Source organism: Bombilactobacillus sp. ESL1092, from assembly GCF_058107465.1.
Map to the genome: position 1 here is coordinate 351255 of NZ_CM176594.1, position 16978 is coordinate 368232.

Annotated in this window: 10 protein-coding genes, 8 tRNA genes and 3 rRNA genes; all 21 read right to left on the bottom strand. The window is 39.5% G+C overall.

Annotated features, from left to right (window positions below):
* Positions 1–18: 18 nt before the first annotated feature.
* Complete coding sequence (locus AC3B6Y_RS01750; RefSeq protein ID WP_489757722.1) at positions 19–1194, bottom strand: class I SAM-dependent methyltransferase; 1176 nt, start codon at positions 1192–1194, stop codon at positions 19–21.
* Positions 1195–2185: 991 nt separating this feature from the next.
* Entirely contained in the window at positions 2186–2377 is a 192-nt protein-coding gene (locus AC3B6Y_RS01755) for a helix-turn-helix transcriptional regulator (RefSeq protein WP_489769649.1), read from the bottom strand.
* A 93-nt stretch (positions 2378–2470) separates the two neighbouring features.
* A tRNA-Val gene (locus AC3B6Y_RS01760) sits at positions 2471–2543 on the bottom strand.
* Between the two features lie 5 nt (positions 2544–2548).
* A tRNA-Glu gene (locus tag AC3B6Y_RS01765) sits at positions 2549–2620 on the bottom strand.
* A gap of 28 nt (positions 2621–2648) precedes the next feature.
* A tRNA-Val gene (locus tag AC3B6Y_RS01770) sits at positions 2649–2721 on the bottom strand.
* A gap of 5 nt (positions 2722–2726) precedes the next feature.
* Positions 2727–2798 (bottom strand) — tRNA-Glu (locus AC3B6Y_RS01775).
* A gap of 13 nt (positions 2799–2811) precedes the next feature.
* A tRNA-Ser gene (locus AC3B6Y_RS01780) sits at positions 2812–2902 on the bottom strand.
* Between the two features lie 9 nt (positions 2903–2911).
* Positions 2912–2984 (bottom strand) — tRNA-Asn (locus tag AC3B6Y_RS01785).
* A gap of 9 nt (positions 2985–2993) precedes the next feature.
* Positions 2994–3110 (bottom strand): 5S ribosomal RNA (gene rrf, locus AC3B6Y_RS01790).
* A 73-nt stretch (positions 3111–3183) separates the two neighbouring features.
* Positions 3184–6100 (bottom strand): 23S ribosomal RNA (locus tag AC3B6Y_RS01795).
* 102 nt (positions 6101–6202) lie between these two features.
* A tRNA-Ala gene (locus AC3B6Y_RS01800) sits at positions 6203–6275 on the bottom strand.
* A 12-nt stretch (positions 6276–6287) separates the two neighbouring features.
* Positions 6288–6361, bottom strand: a tRNA-Ile gene (locus tag AC3B6Y_RS01805).
* Between the two features lie 96 nt (positions 6362–6457).
* Positions 6458–8024 (bottom strand): 16S ribosomal RNA (locus tag AC3B6Y_RS01810).
* The 16S, 23S and 5S rRNA genes sit together here with 8 tRNA genes alongside, the layout of an rRNA operon.
* 273 nt (positions 8025–8297) lie before the next feature.
* Entirely contained in the window at positions 8298–8753 is a 456-nt protein-coding gene (locus AC3B6Y_RS01815) for a Fur family transcriptional regulator (protein ID WP_489758315.1), read from the bottom strand.
* 17 nt (positions 8754–8770) lie between these two features.
* Complete coding sequence (locus tag AC3B6Y_RS01820) at positions 8771–10837, bottom strand: LTA synthase family protein (protein ID WP_489758314.1); 2067 nt, start codon at positions 10835–10837, stop codon at positions 8771–8773.
* The gene (locus AC3B6Y_RS01825; RefSeq protein ID WP_489791219.1) at positions 10834–11883 is read right to left on the bottom strand and encodes a lysylphosphatidylglycerol synthase transmembrane domain-containing protein; all 1050 of its coding nucleotides are present in this window, start codon (positions 11881–11883) and stop codon (positions 10834–10836) included. The genes AC3B6Y_RS01820 and AC3B6Y_RS01825 overlap by 4 nt, the downstream gene beginning before the upstream one ends.
* Complete coding sequence (locus tag AC3B6Y_RS01830; RefSeq protein WP_489769647.1) at positions 11883–12917, bottom strand: glycosyltransferase family 4 protein; 1035 nt, start codon at positions 12915–12917, stop codon at positions 11883–11885. Before AC3B6Y_RS01830 ends, AC3B6Y_RS01825 begins: the two co-directional genes overlap by 1 nt.
* Positions 12910–14109: a glycosyltransferase family 4 protein gene (locus tag AC3B6Y_RS01835; protein ID WP_489769646.1), complete on the bottom strand. Its 1200-nt coding sequence runs from the start codon at positions 14107–14109 to the stop codon at positions 12910–12912. The genes AC3B6Y_RS01830 and AC3B6Y_RS01835 overlap by 8 nt, the downstream gene beginning before the upstream one ends.
* Before the next feature lie 99 nt (positions 14110–14208).
* Positions 14209–14700 carry a QueT transporter family protein gene (locus tag AC3B6Y_RS01840; RefSeq protein WP_489758310.1) on the bottom strand — a complete coding sequence of 164 codons (492 nt, stop codon included), beginning with the start codon at positions 14698–14700 and terminating at the stop codon, positions 14209–14211.
* Between the two features lie 69 nt (positions 14701–14769).
* Positions 14770–15411: a deoxynucleoside kinase gene (locus tag AC3B6Y_RS01845; RefSeq protein WP_489758320.1), complete on the bottom strand. Its 642-nt coding sequence runs from the start codon at positions 15409–15411 to the stop codon at positions 14770–14772.
* A gap of 198 nt (positions 15412–15609) precedes the next feature.
* Complete coding sequence (gene glmM / locus AC3B6Y_RS01850) at positions 15610–16971, bottom strand: phosphoglucosamine mutase (protein WP_489758309.1); 1362 nt, start codon at positions 16969–16971, stop codon at positions 15610–15612.
* Between the last annotated feature and the right edge of the window lie 7 nt (positions 16972–16978).

Genomic DNA, 16978 nt, shown 5'->3' on the forward strand with positions numbered 1-16978 from the left:
AAAAACATTAATACTTAATTATTTATAAACATAATCACGAGTCATTGGCAAGCCAGTTCCAGAAGGACCCTTAGTTAACAGATATTGCACAACATCAATATGTCCGGAGGCAAAGGAAGCAGCACAAGCTTGTAAATACAAATCCCACATGCGACTAAAACGTTCGTCCATCATCTCAATGACTTCTGGTAATTTAGCTTGGAAATTATGATCCCAAATTTCAAGGGTTTTTTGATAATGTCTACGTAACATTTCAGTATCAGCAATTTGCAATCCGGAACCAATAATATTTTGGATATTTTCTGTTAAGCCGGGAATGTACCCACCTGGGAAAATCCACTTATCAATCCAGCCATTGGAACCACCATGTTGTGTTTGCATCGTAATTCCGTGAATCAACGCTTTACCATTGTCAACTAAGAAATCACTAACATCTTGGAAATAACCTGGCAAGTTTTCCTCACCTACATGTTCAAACATGCCCACAGAAACAATGTAATCCCACTGACGGCCCTTCAGTTCACGGTAGTCCGTCAATAAGATTTCTGCGCGATCTTGCAGACCTAATTTTTCAATCTGTGCAGTCACATATTTATACTGTTCTTCACTTAAAGTAATGCCCGTAACCTTTAAATCATATTTTTGTGCAGCAGTCAGCATTAAAGTACCCCAGCCACAACCAATATCTAATAACGTTTTGCCTGGTTGAGGATCTAACTTTTTCAAAATATGATTAACTTTATTCAACTGTGCAGTTTTTAAATCATCATCTTCATGTTCAAAATACGCACAAGAATAAGTTAGCGTCTCATCTAACCAAAGTTTATAAAAGTCATTACCAATATCGTAATGATCTTGAACATATTCTTGATTTTTACTCTCTGAATGTTGACGGTTGGAAACAAATTGTTTAAATTTTTTATTGTATAAAAAGCTATCTTTACTTTGATAAGCGGCTAAAATTAAATCTTCGATACTGCCATCGATCTCAATTTTCTTATCCATATACGCTTCACCTAAAGCAATTGAAGCGTTAGCTGCAATCTCTTTAATTGGAATAGCTTCATGAATAGTAATATGAATTTGGGGATCGCCAGTACCATAAGTTTCAGTCTTACCATCCCAATAGGTTACCTTAAGAGGAATATTAAACGAATTTTTTAATAACTCTTTATAAAAAGTTTTTTCTAACATAGATTATTGACCTCATTTCTCAATCCAATAGTCCTACATTACACCATTAGCTAATAATCTTCAAATTTAGTAAAATTAAACTAGTCTTCATAAAGGAGTTCAGCAATGAAACTAATCAATTCCGCAACTAATCTCATAAGTTTGTTAATTTATCCGATGATTTTAACTTTAAAATACCCCACCAACTATGATCACAATAGTATGGTGTCGTTAATCTTAACAATTCTGATTGTTGTTTATAGTAATATTTTCCACCCCTTAAAAGCCAATAAATATTTCAATCTTATTTATTTCGTATTCAGTCTGGCAATTGCTTATTTGTTAAAATTGCAATCGTACCCTCACTACCTCTTTATTCTTTGGTTATGCGAATTACTAATTTGCTTATTTATTGCTAATAATTCTGTTTCAACTTTTATCTGGAATTTTTTTCTGCCGATTTTTAGTAGTATTGTCATTGTTTTTCCAATACTTCATTTTTTATCCGCCCAAATTATTTTAAATATTATTTTAATTAATTTTTTTACTTTACTGACTACACTAACTAACAACTCGCACCAGATTTTTATCGGTGGGTTTTGCATTGGAGTAGTTTTATTGGGATTATACCTACTACATTATTTAACCAACTTAGCAGTTGTGAGCTATTTAGGTTGCTTTTTAATAATTTTAATAGTTAAATATTTACTCCATTTAAAACTAAACGATTACCAATTAGATATTGTGCGAGGAATTTTTAGTTTTTTAAATTACTTCATTTAAATTTTAATGCTAAAATATTTGCGAAAGTAAAAGTACAGTCTGGCTGGTAATCCAGATCTAATTTTAATAATTAGCAGTAACTAAACCACTCGCAAACAAGAAGCTAACGCTAAAGGAAAAATTCCCTTATAAAAGCAAAGATAACAAAATAGTCTAGCTTATCAACATAAACCTGAATTAAAAATGACACTTCTAATTAGGAAGTGCCATTTTTGATTGTATACATTTTTTAATGGTCCAAGTGACAATATGCAAAAACATATGACCACTCCCAAACCAACAACAACGGATCATACTTATTATTTTCAATAGCATTAACAGTTTGCCGTATAACATTAGCTAATTCAGCTAACTGCGCCTGTGAATAACGCTGTTTTTTTAAAATTGGCAATCTTATTTTCCATATTGTATTCCACTTCATAATGTCAAATAACTTTAACACTTTTAGTCAAACCTAGTATAAACACAAAAAAAGCATTAATTAATTATCAATGCTTTACCAGGATATTAAAAATGGAAGATACAGGGCTCGAACCTGTGACCCTCTGCTTGTAAGGCAGACGCTCTCCCAACTGAGCTAATCTTCCAAAAATGACCCGTACGGGATTTGAACCCATGTTACCGCCGTGAAAGGGCGGTGTCTTAACCACTTGACCAACGGGTCAGAACAAATATTTATTTATAAAATAAAATGGAAGATACAGGGCTCGAACCTGTGACCCTCTGCTTGTAAGGCAGACGCTCTCCCAACTGAGCTAATCTTCCAAAAATGACCCGTACGGGATTTGAACCCATGTTACCGCCGTGAAAGGGCGGTGTCTTAACCACTTGACCAACGGGTCAGCTAAAAGCTAACGGAGAGTAAGGGATTTGAACCCTTGATACAGGTAAAAGCCCGTATACATGATTTCCAATCATGCTCCTTCAGCCACTCGGACAACTCTCCAAATAAAAACTCCGGTTGTCAGACTCGAACTGACGACACCCTGATTAACAGTCAGATGCTCTACCAACTGAGCTAAACCGGAATAAGAGCAGCATGGCAACGACCTATCCTCGCAGGTAGTTTCCCACCAACTACTTTCGGCGCTGAGAAGCTTAACTTCTGTGTTCGGCATGATTCCAGGTGTTTCCTCCTCGCTATCGCCACCACACTTGCTCTCTTCTTACCTTCTGAAAGAACCTTAGTCCTCTCAAAACTGAATATTATGTTCTTACTCGACACCCTTGGTTAAGCCCTCGACCGATTAGTATTGCTCAGCTCCATGTATCACTACACTTCCACTCGCAACCTATCTACCTCATCTTCTTTGAGGGGTCTTACTTCATTACTGAATGGGAAATCTCATCTTGAGGTGGGTTTCACACTTAGATGCTTTCAGCGTTTATCCCTTCCATACTTAGCTACCCAGCTATGCCTTTGGCAAGACAACTGGTACACCAGTGGTATGTCCATCCCGGTCCTCTCGTACTAAGGACAGATCCTCTCAAATTTCCTACGCCCGCGACGGATAGGGACCGAACTGTCTCACGACGTTCTGAACCCAGCTCGCGTACCGCTTTAATGGGCGAACAGCCCAACCCTTGGGACCGACTACAGCCCCAGGATGCGATGAGCCGACATCGAGGTGCCAAACCTCCCCGTCGATGTGAACTCTTGGGGGAGATAAGCCTGTTATCCCCAGGGTAGCTTTTGTCCGTTGAGCGATGGCCCTTCCATACGGTGCCACCGGATCATTAAGCCCGACTTTCGTCCCTGCTCGACTTGTCTGTCTCGCAGTCAAGCTCCCTTCTACCTTTACACTCTACGAATGATTTCCAACCATTCTGAGGGAACCTTTGGGCGCCTCCGTTACTGTTTAGGAGGCGACCGCCCCAGTCAAACTGCCCACCTGACACTGTCTCCCGCCGTGCTTCAACGGCGCGGGTTAGAGCTTTCATATAACAAGGGTAGTATCCCACCAGCGCCTCCTTCGATACTAGCGTACCGATCTCTACGGCTCCTACCTATCCTGTACATGTTACACAAAAACTCAATATCAAGCTACAGTAAAGCTCCATGGGGTCTTTCCGTCCTGTCGCGGGTAACCTGCATCTTCACGGGTATTATAATTTCACCGAGTCTATCGTTGAGACAGTGCCCAAATCATTACGCCTTTCGTGCGGGTCGGAACTTACCCGACAAGGAATTTCGCTACCTTAGGACCGTTATAGTTACGGCCGCCGTTTACTGGGGCTTCAATTCTGGGCTTCGACCAAAGTCTAACTCATCCTCTTAACCTTCCAGCACCGGGCAGGCGTCAGCCCCTATACGTCATCTTACGATTTTGCAGAGACCTGTGTTTTTGATAAACAGTTGTTTGGGCCTTTTCACTGCGGCTGGCTCTTACACCAGCACCCCTTCTTCCAAAGTTACGGGGCTATTTTGCCGAGTTCCTTAACGATAGTTCTCTCGCTCACCTTAGGATTCTCTCCTTGACTACCTGTGTCGGTTTGCGGTACGGGTATTCAGTGTCTCACTAGAAGCTTTTCTCGGCAGTGTGACTATTGTGCTTCGCTACTTTAATTTCGCTCCCTATCACAACTCATCCTTCGCGGTTATAAGCATTTGACTCATATCCAGACTCGCTGCTTAGACATGCTTTTCCAGCTGCATGCTCACAATTCATCTCCTGCGTCCCTCCATCGTTCAAACAACACTGAACAGTACAGGAATCTCAACCTGTTTTCCATCGATTACGCCTCTCGGCCTCATCTTAGGTCCCGACTAACCCTGGGCGGACGAGCCTTCCCCAGGAAACCTTAGTCATCCGGTGGACCAGATTCTCACTGGTCTTTCGCTACTCATACCGGCATTCTCACTTCTAAGCTCTCCACCAGTCCTCTCGATCTGGCTTCTTCGTGCTTACAACGCTCTCCTACCACGTACATCTTTCGATGCACATCCACAGTTTCGGTACCATACTTAGCCCCGGTACATTTTCGGCGCAGAACCACTCGACTAGTGAGCTATTACGCACTCTTTAAATGAGTTGCTGCTTCTAAGCCAACATCCTAGTTGTCTGTGCAGTTCCACTTCCTTTTCCACTTAGTATGGATTTTGGGACCTTAACTGGTGATCTGGGCTGTTCCCCTTTCGACGATGGATCTTATCACTCACCGTCTGACTCCCGGAGAAAGATCTTTGGCATTCGGAGTTTATCTGAATTCAGTAACCCATGTTGGGCCCCTAGTCCAAACAGTGCTCTACCTCCAAGATCCTCTTCTCCGAGGCTAGCCCTAAAGCTATTTTGGAGAGAACCAGCTATCTCCAAGTTCGTTTGGAATTTCACCGCTACCCACACCTCATCCCCGCAATTTTCAACTTACGTGGGTTCGGTCCTCCAGTGCGTTTTACCGCACCTTCAACCTGGACATGGGTAGGTCACTTGGTTTCGGGTCTACGACTACGTACTCTCTTTCGCCCTATTCAGACTCGCTTTCGCTGCGGCTCCGTCTTCTCAACTTAACCTCGCACGCAATCGTAACTCGCCGGTTCATTCTACAAAAGGCACGCCATCACTCTTTAACGAGCTCTGACTACTTGTAGGCACACGGTTTCAGGATCTATTTCACTCCCCTTCCGGGGTGCTTTTCACCTTTCCCTCACGGTACTTGTTCTCTATCGGTCACTAGGGAGTATTTAGCCTTGGGAGATGGTCCTCCCTGCTTCCGACGGGGTTTCACGTGCCCCGCCGTACTCAGGATACTGGTAGAGTGTCTCTGATTTCGCCTACTAGACTATCACTATCTCTGGTTCAGCTTCCCAACTGATTCAGCTATCTTCGACTATCTCACGTCCCAGTCCTACAACCCCAAAGAGCATGCTCTCTGGTTTGGGCTCTTTCCGTTTCGCTCGCCGCTACTCAGGAAATCGATTTTTCTTTCTCTTCCTATGGCTACTTAGATGTTTCAGTTCACCACGTCTTCCTCACTTACAACTTTCGTCGCAGTGTGACTAAGCTTTACCTTAGCCGGGTTCCCCCATTCGGATATCTCCGGATCTTCGTTTACTTACAACTCCCCGGAGCATTTCGCTGTTCGTTGCGTCCTTCTTCGGCTCCTAGTACCTAGGCATCCACCGTGCGCCCTTATTATCTTAACCTTACTTATTACTTCTTACTTTCGAATCTCTCGATTCTCGGTGTCTTTCTTCTCATAATATTCAGTTTTCAAAGTACTAATGTCCTTGACAGTTTCCTGTCAATGGAGGTTAACGGGATCGAACCGATGACCTCCTGCTTGCAAAGCAGGTGCTCTCCCAGCTGAGCTAAACCCCCGTACTATTTCTATGGGCCTAAATGGACTTGAACCATCGACCTCACGCTTATCAGGCGTGCGCTCTAACCAGCTGAGCTATAGGCCCGATTTCTTTCGCGCTTGTCTCTTGGTGCCCTGAGAGTAGACCTCTCAAAACTAAACAAAGTTTCTTGCCAACTGCTTTCCGTTTATTTTTCCTTAGAAAGGAGGTGATCCAGCCGCAGGTTCTCCTACGGCTACCTTGTTACGACTTCACCCTAATCATTTGTCCTACCTTAGACGGCTAGCTCCCCGAAGGGTTACCCCACCGGCTTTGGGTATTACAAACTCTCATGGTGTGACGGGCGGTGTGTACAAGGCCCGAGAACGTATTCACCGTGGCATGCTGATCCACGATTACTAGCGATTCCAACTTCATACAGGCGAGTTGCAGCCTGCAATCCGAACTGAGAATGGTTTTTAGAGTTCTGCTTGCCCTCACGAGTTCGCTTCTCGTTGTACCATCCATTGTAGCACGTGTGTAGCCCAGGTCATAAGGGGCATGATGATTTGACGTCGTCCCCACCTTCCTCCGGTTTGTCACCGGCAGTCTCACTAGAGTGCCCAACTTAATGCTGGCAACTAGTAACAAGGGTTGCGCTCGTTGCGGGACTTAACCCAACATCTCACGACACGAGCTGACGACAACCATGCACCACCTGTCTTCCTGTCCCCGAAGGGAACCCTGTATCTCTACAGCTTTCAGGAGATGTCAAGACCTGGTAAGGTTCTTCGCGTTGCTTCGAATTAAACCACATGCTCCACCGCTTGTGCGGGCCCCCGTCAATTCCTTTGAGTTTCAACCTTGCGGTCGTACTCCCCAGGCGGAGTGCTTAATGCGTTAGCTGCAGCACTGAGAGGCGGAAACCTCCCAACACTTAGCACTCATCGTTTACGGCATGGACTACCAGGGTATCTAATCCTGTTCGCTACCCATGCTTTCGAGCCTCAGCGTCAGTTACAGACCAGAGAGCCGCCTTCGCCACTGGTGTTCTTCCATATATCTACGCATTTCACCGCTACACATGGAGTTCCACTCTCCTCTTCTGCACTCAAGTTTGACAGTTTCCGATGCACTTCCTCAGTTAAGCTGAGGGCTTTCACATTCAGACTTTTCAAACCGCCTGCGCTCCCTTTACGCCCAATAAATCCGGACAACGCTTGCCACCTACGTATTACCGCGGCTGCTGGCACGTAGTTAGCCGTGACTTTCTGGTTGAATACCGTCACTACTTGAGCAGTTACTCTCAAGCACGTTCTTCTTCAACAACAGGATTTTACGATCCGAAAACCTTCTTCATCCACGCGGCGTTGCTCCATCAGACTTTCGTCCATTGTGGAAGATTCCCTACTGCTGCCTCCCGTAGGAGTTTGGGCCGTGTCTCAGTCCCAATGTGGCCGATTACCCTCTCAGGTCGGCTACGTATCATCGCCTTGGTGGGCCTTTACCTCACCAACTAGCTAATACGCCGCAGGTCCATCCTTTAGTGACAGCCGAAACCGTCTTTCATTCCTTAATCATGTGATTAAGCACTTTATGCGGTATTAGCAACTGTTTCCAATTGTTATCCCCCGCTAAAGGGCAGGTTACCTACGTGTTACTCACCCATCCGCCGCTCGCGTCCATATCTTCCTACCCGAAGGTATTCCGTTACTTCTGCTCGCTCGACTTGCATGTATTAGGCACGCCGCCAGCGTTCGTCCTGAGCCAGGATCAAACTCTCATTTTTTGTTAGTTTGTTGACTCAGACTTAGAACTCTAACGTTCTTTGTCTTCTTTATTACTTTTAAATTGACAGGTTCTTTTTCAAGAACCCAGCACTTGGCTTTTAAAGAAACTTTGTTCAGTTTTCAAAGATCTACTTAACTTTTTGTTGATTACCACTTGATTAAGCGGCTCATTTAGTTTATCATCTTATCATGAGCTTGTCAACTGTTTTTTTTATTTGCTTAACAGTGACGCGCATGACTCATTGACAACAGAAAATATATTATCAACTTTTTTACCCTTTTGCAACCCCTTTTTGACATTTTTTGCAAATTCCTTGGATATTTAATTCGATTTTTTCTATTTCAAACCCTGAATCCTTGATTAACCGCCGTTTTAAAGATTCATAATCATGATAATTAATATCGTAAACTTGCCCACAAATTCGGCAAATTGCATGAAAATGTTCTTGGTGATAATAATCAAAATGAATTGACCTATCATCATAGGTCAATTCATTAATTGGAGTTATTTTAGACAAAAACTTGAGATTATTATAGACAGTAGCAATACTAACATTGGAAGTGACCTCATCTTTGAGATCGTTATAAACCATTTCCGCTGTAGGATGATTTTGATGGGTCATCATATATTTCAAAATAAGCAATCTCTGTTCAGTCATCCTTACTTTGTGTTGCCTTAGGTCTTGAACTTGTTCCTGAAATTCTTCTTCAAATTGATCAGTATCCAAACTTAGCCACTCCTTTCTTAATTAGCTAGCTCTGGAGCGTCTGTGTGATAGAGATTCATTAATGATTTATTATTATTCTTATATTCCAAGCTAGACTTATCTTTTTTATTCTGAGCCTTTAATTTCTTTAAGGATTTCTTTTTAGAATAATTAAAATCTTTTTTATTTACTTTGTCAAACCCCTTTGGTGTGTAGAACCTCAGCAGATCACCAGTAATAATCTTATCCGACAATGATAATTCAGTTGCTACTTTATTAGACATAGCATCAACACGACTTTTTTGTTCTGGGGTCAAGTCTTTTGCCGCTTTACCATTCTTAGTATAGTAGTAAGCACCGTTGACCTTCGTAAATTCTGGGGATACAAAGTCTCCGTTCCGAAAGGCAACTAATTGTGGATGTTTATTCGACAATAAATCAGAACCAAATTGAATATTATTACGATTATTAACACCCAATAAATTCAAAATTGTTGGTAATGCATCGATTTCGCCACCGTACGTGTGATTAACTCCACCTTGCAAACCATTCATATGAATCATAAATGGTACCCGTTGAAATTGGGCATTATCAAAATCGTTAAATTTGTCCTTACCTAATAACTTAGCAACAGCCTTCTTATGATTACCTGAAATACCGTAGTGATCCCCATAAAAGACTACCATACTGTTTTTATCTAAGCCTGTAGCTTTCAACCAATTCATAAATTCACCAATTGATTGATCTAAATAATGTGCTGTTTGTACATAACCATCAACAGTTTTATCACCGGTATTAGTTTTAGAAATGGTCTGATTCTTTTTATCTAACAAATACGGATAGTGGTTCGTAACGGTAATCACTTTAGCATAAAAAGGTTGCGGCAACTGTTGGATATAACTAGCAGTATCCTTCATAAAGATCTTATCTTTCATACCATAACCAACATTATAATTTTTCTTTTGCTTATAGTAATTGGAGCTAAAGAAATAGTTATACCCCCAGGATTTATAAGTGTTATCGCGATTCCAAAAACTAGGTACATCGCCATGAAAAGATGCGGTTGTATAACCATGCTGATCTAAAATAGCTGGCGCAGCTTGAAAGGTATTCGATGTACCGTCAGTTACCATCGCTGCCCCTTCAGGCAAGCCAAATAAAGAATTTTCCATCATCATTTCGGCATCTGCAGTCTTACCTTGTCCTACTTGATTAAAGAAGTTATCAAAACTCAAAGTATTACTTTCATGATAAATCTTATTCAAATTAGGAGTAACTTCTTGATTATCCCATTTAAAATCTAATAAAAATTGTTGGAAACTTTCCAAATGAATCACAAAAACATTTTTACCCTTAGCTACTCCGGTATATTGCACATTCGGAGCAACATAATTGTTACTCATATAGTTCTTAACTGTCTTCATATCAGAACTATCAGCACTAGCTTTGACTGCGCTAGTTTTCGCAGCTTTGACTGTATCATAAACCGAATAAGCATTTAAGCCTAAATATTTCACAATATAATTATTATCAAACGTCCGGGTTAATAAGCCTGAACGATCCTGTTGCGCCAAAGTTAAGTTAATCCCAAAGCTAACAATAGCAATACCTGTAATGGTCAAAGGGATTTTCGTAGTTAACTTTTGAATATCTATTTTCACAACTTTAAAAGCTAACAAAATAATTAATACTAAAACATCTGCAAAAGCTAAAAAGTCAGTTGGTCTAATAATTCCTACAATGCTGGTACCCAGATTATTCGAAACAGAACTAGAACCCTTAATTAACGTCAAAGTTAAAAAATCCGAAAATTCTCGATAATATAAAATATTAGCAAAGAGCCAAGTTGACGTAATTAGATCAATAATCATCATGTAAATGTATGATTTACGCCCCTTCAAATAAAGCGCAATTCCTAATAATAAAATGGTTGTTGGAATAGGATTTAAGAATAACAAAAACGCCTGCATGCTCGTCTTGATTCCTAAATTAAACTTATTCAAACAAATCAAATAAGTTTTAATCCAACACAAAACCACCGCTAAAGTAAAAAAGCCTAGCTTAGTGTTGAAAGTTTTTGCTAATTTTTTTCCGAAGTTCTTCATTCTGAAATCTTTCCTCCACGTACCGAATACTGAGTACGTTCATTAATTGGTTTAAATGCAATGGCAATAATTCCTAAAAACATGCCTAAATAATAAGTTATAAAGCGCCAAATAAACATGCCTAAAACCAGTTGACTTGGCAAGCTAATGTACTGTGAGAATAAAGTGCGAAAACTATATTCAGCGCCACCTGTACCACCCGGAATAGGAAAAATGGATGTGATCATGACAATCATTACTTGTGTAATTAAAACGTTAATGATATTAACATGTTGCACGTGTAAAGCCAACAAAGTGAAATAAACCACTAAATAATAAAAAATTAATTGAATAAAAGTCAAAACAGCTGCTTTACAAACTTTTCGCCGTTCTTTTTTTAAAATTAAACTTTCTTGGTAAAAATTGTCAATTTTATTAAGCACCTTAGTTGTCCAATGCTGTACTTTGGTTGTATTAACAAACAAACCGACAAATTTCATGATTAATAATGTTACTTGGCACGTAAAACGATAATAAAACATAATCATTAATAATACACCAATTGTCACAACGTGTAACAAAAAACCACAAACAATCAAGATAGCTAATCCGGCAAAATGGTGCGCAATTTGGTCAAATTGAAAAAGCATTGCAATGATAAAGTTAATTAAAACAATCGTTTGATATATAACAAATTTCATTAATAGAACTGAACTACCACGGCCTACCTCGACCCCTGATTGAACTAAAGAAACGATTTGTGCGGGTTGTCCACCCGAAGAAAAAGGTGTAATCGCGTTAAATAAAGCTTGGATCCAAGGAATTCTTAAAATATTCCACCAATGATGTAACTCATCATCACGATTCTGCAACAAAACTTTTAAAACTAAAGCCTCAAAAAAGAACGAACAAAACATTGATCCAAAAGCGATCAGTAGCCACCACCAATTGATAGTGGTTGCTTGATGCAACAATGATTGCAAGTTAGTTTTATGAATTTCAAAAGCAAAGATTCCCCCGCCAATCGCGAGCATTACTAACATTGCTCCAAAATTTTTACGATTCATTAATCGTTCCTCATCTGTTGAAATTGGTTTAAATAAAAATCATGCCAAATTCGGCTCAAATGTTCTTGTGAATAATAATGAGCAGCACTAATCGCTTTTTGTGCTAAAGCCGCTAATTGTTCTGGATCATGTTGCAATTCTCGTAAAGCTTGATTCATGGCTGCATAGTCCTGAGCTGGACGATATTTATCAGCAATAATTGCTTGGTAAAGTTCCAAATCACGCAACATTACTGGTGTGCCTGTATTAAAGGCTTCTAGCACCGACATTGGGAACAATTCATCATACGAAGGTAATAAAAATAAATCAGCCGCATTTAAATATTCATTTAATTGCGTACGCGGAATAATATCTGTAAAAGTTAAATTTTTCGGTGCTTGGCGAATCATCTGTTTATAACGGTCATAGCCGTCAGTAATTGCGCCAAACGAAAAACCACCGGCCCAAATAAATTGGACATCAGGATTTTCCACCGCTAAGCGATAAAAATCATCAATACCTTTACGTTTTTGCACTTGACCATCGCCAAAAACCATGAAATCAGTTGGAGCCAAACCCAATTGAGCCCGAACTTGATTCCGTTTTTTGTCAGAAAACCGGTAAAATTCCATGTTCGAGACAAAATTTGGAATATACGTCACTTTTTGTGGGTCAATCCCATGTTGTGCTAACTTAGGAATAAAACTCGGATTAACCACAATCAAATGATCCATGCGTTGATAGAATGAAATAATATATTTGCTAACTAGCCCTTGTGCCATTTTAGGAATTCGCAAACTACCTTGTAGTGTTTCTGGCAAAAAATGAACATAGCCAATTTTTCGGCCGCGATTTTTCATAAAAGTAGAAGCATAAAACTGCGGATCAACGGTGTGATAGTGACTAATATCGCTGGTGTGGACAAAGTCATTGACATTTATTTGAAAATCTTGACTTAAAGAAGTGTTTAATAATTGCATCAACTCAGTATAAGCACTGCCAACTCCTTGACCTGCTACTTTTTGTGATGACGAAAACATCGTGATTTTAATCATCGTAATATTGACCGTCCTTTAATGGCTCATTAGCTAATTTTTTACGTAAAAAATATTTATAAGCATCTTGATAAAAGTTTAAGACTTGATCACCAAATAAATCGGCTGAAATTTCATGTAATTTTTTCTTTCGTGGTTCCGGATCATCAAAAGCTCTTGGATGATCCAAATATTGTAACACTAAATTAGCGAACTGTTTGGGATCTTCATAAGTGACTCCAAGTGCTGGATCATCAAGTAAATTATCAGTGTAAGGACTCGAACGCACCACACACTTTAAACCAGAAGCTAATGCCTCAATAAATGTTAAGCCCTGTGATTCCGTATCACTAGCGGAAACAAACAAATCTGCCATTTGATAATATGGCGCCACGTGATCATGATCAACTTCACCAGTAAATAAAACGTGTTGCTGTAAACTTAACTGTTGAACCTGTTGGACTAAATCAGATTTATCAGGGCCACCACCAACAATGACTAAAATTAGTTCGGGATAATATTTAATTAATTGTGGTAACTGTTGAATTAATAATTCAATCTTTTTTTCATTGGCAATACGACTGAGCGTCAATAAAATAGGATGCCGATCAGTTAGTTGCCAACGTTGTAACAACGGTTGTGGGTCAAGTTGCTGGGTAAAAGCCGACAAATCAACTCCGGTCGGAATAATTTGCATCGGCGTTTTAATACCATAACCGCGTAAAGTATCATAAACGCGTTGACTAGGCGCAATCACACCAGACATTCCGGAAATAAATAACTTGGACATTTGCTTAACGTGTGCTGGCTTTAATAAATGACCATTCAAAACATAGTGCAAGTAATCTTCATACATCGTGTGATACGTGTGCACACACGGAATTTTTAAGCTATGCGCAACAAACTTACCAATCAGTCCCAGTGAAAATTCCGTTTGCGTATGCACAATATCTAAATCTAATTCTTTTGCCAATTTTAATGCATGAAACATTCCACGATACGCAATACGCCGATCGGTAAACGAAATAAACGGAATACTGCCTAAACGAAAAATATTAGGTTCCACAGTATTTTTAGCAACATGCGGATCAGAGGTTGTAAAAATATAAACTGTATCTCCCTTACGTTCTAAGTCATTCTTTAAAGTTTGAATAGACGTTGCTACACCACTAACTTGGGGGAAATAAGTATCCGTAAATATCCCAATATTCATTATTTCATACTCCCTTAAATCAGGTTGATATGCCTAATTATAACAAAATAAGTCGCCAAAACATATTATCGTAATAAAAAAAGCAGTTTTTCAACTGCTTTAGGAAAGCAACTTTTTAAATTGCCGATTTTTCCACAAAATGGAAAACAAAATATATCCAATCAATACTGCAATAAACTCACCAATAAAAATATATACTATCGTTAAAAATAATGGTGCCTTCGTCATAATGTTGAGTTCCAAACCCACAATCACACCGTTAACAATGCCAGCAATCACGGGGACCCAATAGCCTTTGTGAAGATGAATTATTAATAAGAAAGTTAGTAACGACGCAAAAGTTCCGACAAAAATATCCACCGCCGCCGTCGGGCTAAATAAATTAGTAATAAAACAGCCTAAGGTTAAGCCGGGAATAAACTTTTTATTGTAAAAAGGTAACATGACCAAAACTTCTGAGATGCGTAGTTGAATATTGCCGTAGGCTAAAGAATTTAAAGGTGGGGTAATGGTCAATACCACATAAATTGCTGCCATTAGCGCATTTAAAATCCAATCATGAGTTGAAAACTCTGCAAAATATTTTTTCAAAATAAATCCTCCATCATCTTTGTTTAAAGACAGGTTTTCCTGGAGTTCTCCAAACTGTCTCAAATTTTTTTATAACAAATCACGCTCTTGTAACTTATTATCAATTAACTGTAAAACTTTTTTGCGATCCTCTTCATTTTCAACAAAGTCATATTGATCACAACTAATCTTCATTTTAGGACTATAATGATAATCCTCGTACCACCGATCATAGCGTCCTAACAAATTATGATAATAATCAATTAGTGAAGGGTCATTCTCAGGTTGTTCATAAGAACGCCCCCGCTTTTTAATATGCTCCAACATTTTCTCATAAGAAACATCCAAATGTACTAATAAATCAGGCGCTTTTTTATGAGCAGCATATGGCAACTCTTCCATCATATTATCTAATAATTCATCATAAACTTGCACTTCTTGTTTAGTAGCTCGTCCCATATCGGCATTGATATGGAAGAATAAAGAGTCTTCATAAATTGAACGGTCTAAAACATTGTTATCATCAGACAAAGCTCGCTTAATAGAAGCAAAACGCTTGTTTAAAAAATAAATTTGTAATAAAAATGCATACTTTTTAGGATCATCATAAAACAAGGGTAAGACGGGATTATCATCAACTTGTTCATAAAAAGCTTGTGTTCCTAAATGCTCTGAAACAAGCGTTGCTAGGCTACTTTTACCTGCCCCAATCATACCACTTAAAACTATCATCATGTTTGCCCTCCTTAAAAAATCCTTATCTATAATAGCACATACCCCACACATATTGTAGCTCAACTTTGGGTTACTACTAAATCTAGTAGTTGTCAACAATTAACTAATCTTTATGAGAGCAATAAAAAAGCTAGCCTCCGTAAATTACTATTTTAGTTTTCACGGAGGCTAGCCTGTTTAATCAATCAAAATAATTTAAGCATCCAATCCCATTTCTTTTTGAACAACACTCGCAATTTGGTTGCCAAAACGTTGGGCATCTTCTCTAGTAGCAGCTTCAATCATTACCCGGAGTAAAGCTTCAGTCCCACTAGGGCGAACTAAAACTCGACCATCACCATTCATTTCCTTTTCAACTGTATCAATGGCCTCTTGAATGGCAGGATAATTTTGCCAATCATTTTTATTTTGCACTTTCACATTAATTAATACTTGTGGATAAGTTTTTACTGGCGCTGCTAGTTGCGACAATTGTTGACCAGTTTGTTTAACAACGTTTAACAACTGAATACCGGTTAACATCCCATCACCCGTGTTATGCAAATCAAAAATGATCACATGACCTGATTGTTCGCCACCTAAGTTATAGCCATTCTGAACCATTTCAGCAGCCACATGGCGATCACCAACATCCGTTTGAACGGACTTCATACCGTTCGCTTCAATAGCTTTGTATAAGCCCAAATTACTCATCACTGTAGTAACAATAGTATCCTTTTTCAAACGACCGTGGGCTTTAAAATAGTTGCCCAGAATAAACATAATTTTATCACCGTCAACAATATTCCCCTTTTCATCAACAGCAATACAGCGGTCACCGTCACCATCAAAAGCTAATCCGACTTGCGCCCCCTGCTTAACCACTTCTCGCGCTAATTTTTCCGGATGCGTAGAACCAACACCATTATTAATATTAACCCCATCAGGATTAGTAGCAATCGTGGTAAAATCGACGTTCAAATCTGCAAATAACTTGCTGACTAATTGACTAGTTGAACCGTTAGCACCATCTAACACCACTTTTACTCCTGATAAATCATCAGAAATACTCTGCCGTAAGAACTCTAAGTATTTCAAAGAGCCTTCCTTATAGTCCTCCAAAGTACCAATGCCTTCAGCTGAAGGCCGCGGCAAAGAATCTTCTGGTTGATCCAAGAAGTGTTCAATTTCTTCTTCAGTAGCATCCTTGAGCTTATAACCATCTGGACCAAAAAATTTGATACCATTATCGCTGGCTGGGTTATGTGACGCCGAGATCATAATGCCGGCATCAGCTCCTTGGACTTTAACTAAGTAAGCCACTGCTGGAGTCGTAATCACTCCTAAATTTAAAACTTCAATCCCGACCGATAATAATCCGGAAATTAATGCTGTTTCTAACATTTGTCCCGATTTACGAGTATCACGTGCCACCAAAACTACTGCTCGATCTTCGTCACTATCTTTTTGTTGGGACAATACAAACCCACCAGCACGTCCCAAGCGAAAAGCTAGCTCCGGTGTTAATTCTTTATTCGCAATACCGCGGACACCATCAGTACCAAAATATTTAACCATTTTTATC

Bases quoted from the DNA above. Each gene is read 5' to 3' on its own strand.
- AC3B6Y_RS01830 (WP_489769647.1), bottom strand. From the start codon at position 12,917: ATGATTAAAATCACGATGTTTTCGTCATCACAAAAAGTAGCAGGTCAA.
- glmM (WP_489758309.1), bottom strand. From the start codon at position 16,971: ATGGTTAAATATTTTGGTACTGATGGTGTCCGCGGTATTGCGAATAAA.
- AC3B6Y_RS01825 (WP_489791219.1), bottom strand. From the start codon at position 11,883: ATGAATCGTAAAAATTTTGGAGCAATGTTAGTAATGCTCGCGATTGGC.
- AC3B6Y_RS01755 (WP_489769649.1), bottom strand. From the start codon at position 2,377: ATGAAGTGGAATACAATATGGAAAATAAGATTGCCAATTTTAAAAAAA.
- AC3B6Y_RS01845 (WP_489758320.1), bottom strand. From the start codon at position 15,411: ATGATAGTTTTAAGTGGTATGATTGGGGCAGGTAAAAGTAGCCTAGCA.
- AC3B6Y_RS01835 (WP_489769646.1), bottom strand. From the start codon at position 14,109: ATGAATATTGGGATATTTACGGATACTTATTTCCCCCAAGTTAGTGGT.
- AC3B6Y_RS01750 (WP_489757722.1), bottom strand. From the start codon at position 1,194: ATGTTAGAAAAAACTTTTTATAAAGAGTTATTAAAAAATTCGTTTAAT.
- AC3B6Y_RS01820 (WP_489758314.1), bottom strand. From the start codon at position 10,837: ATGAAGAACTTCGGAAAAAAATTAGCAAAAACTTTCAACACTAAGCTA.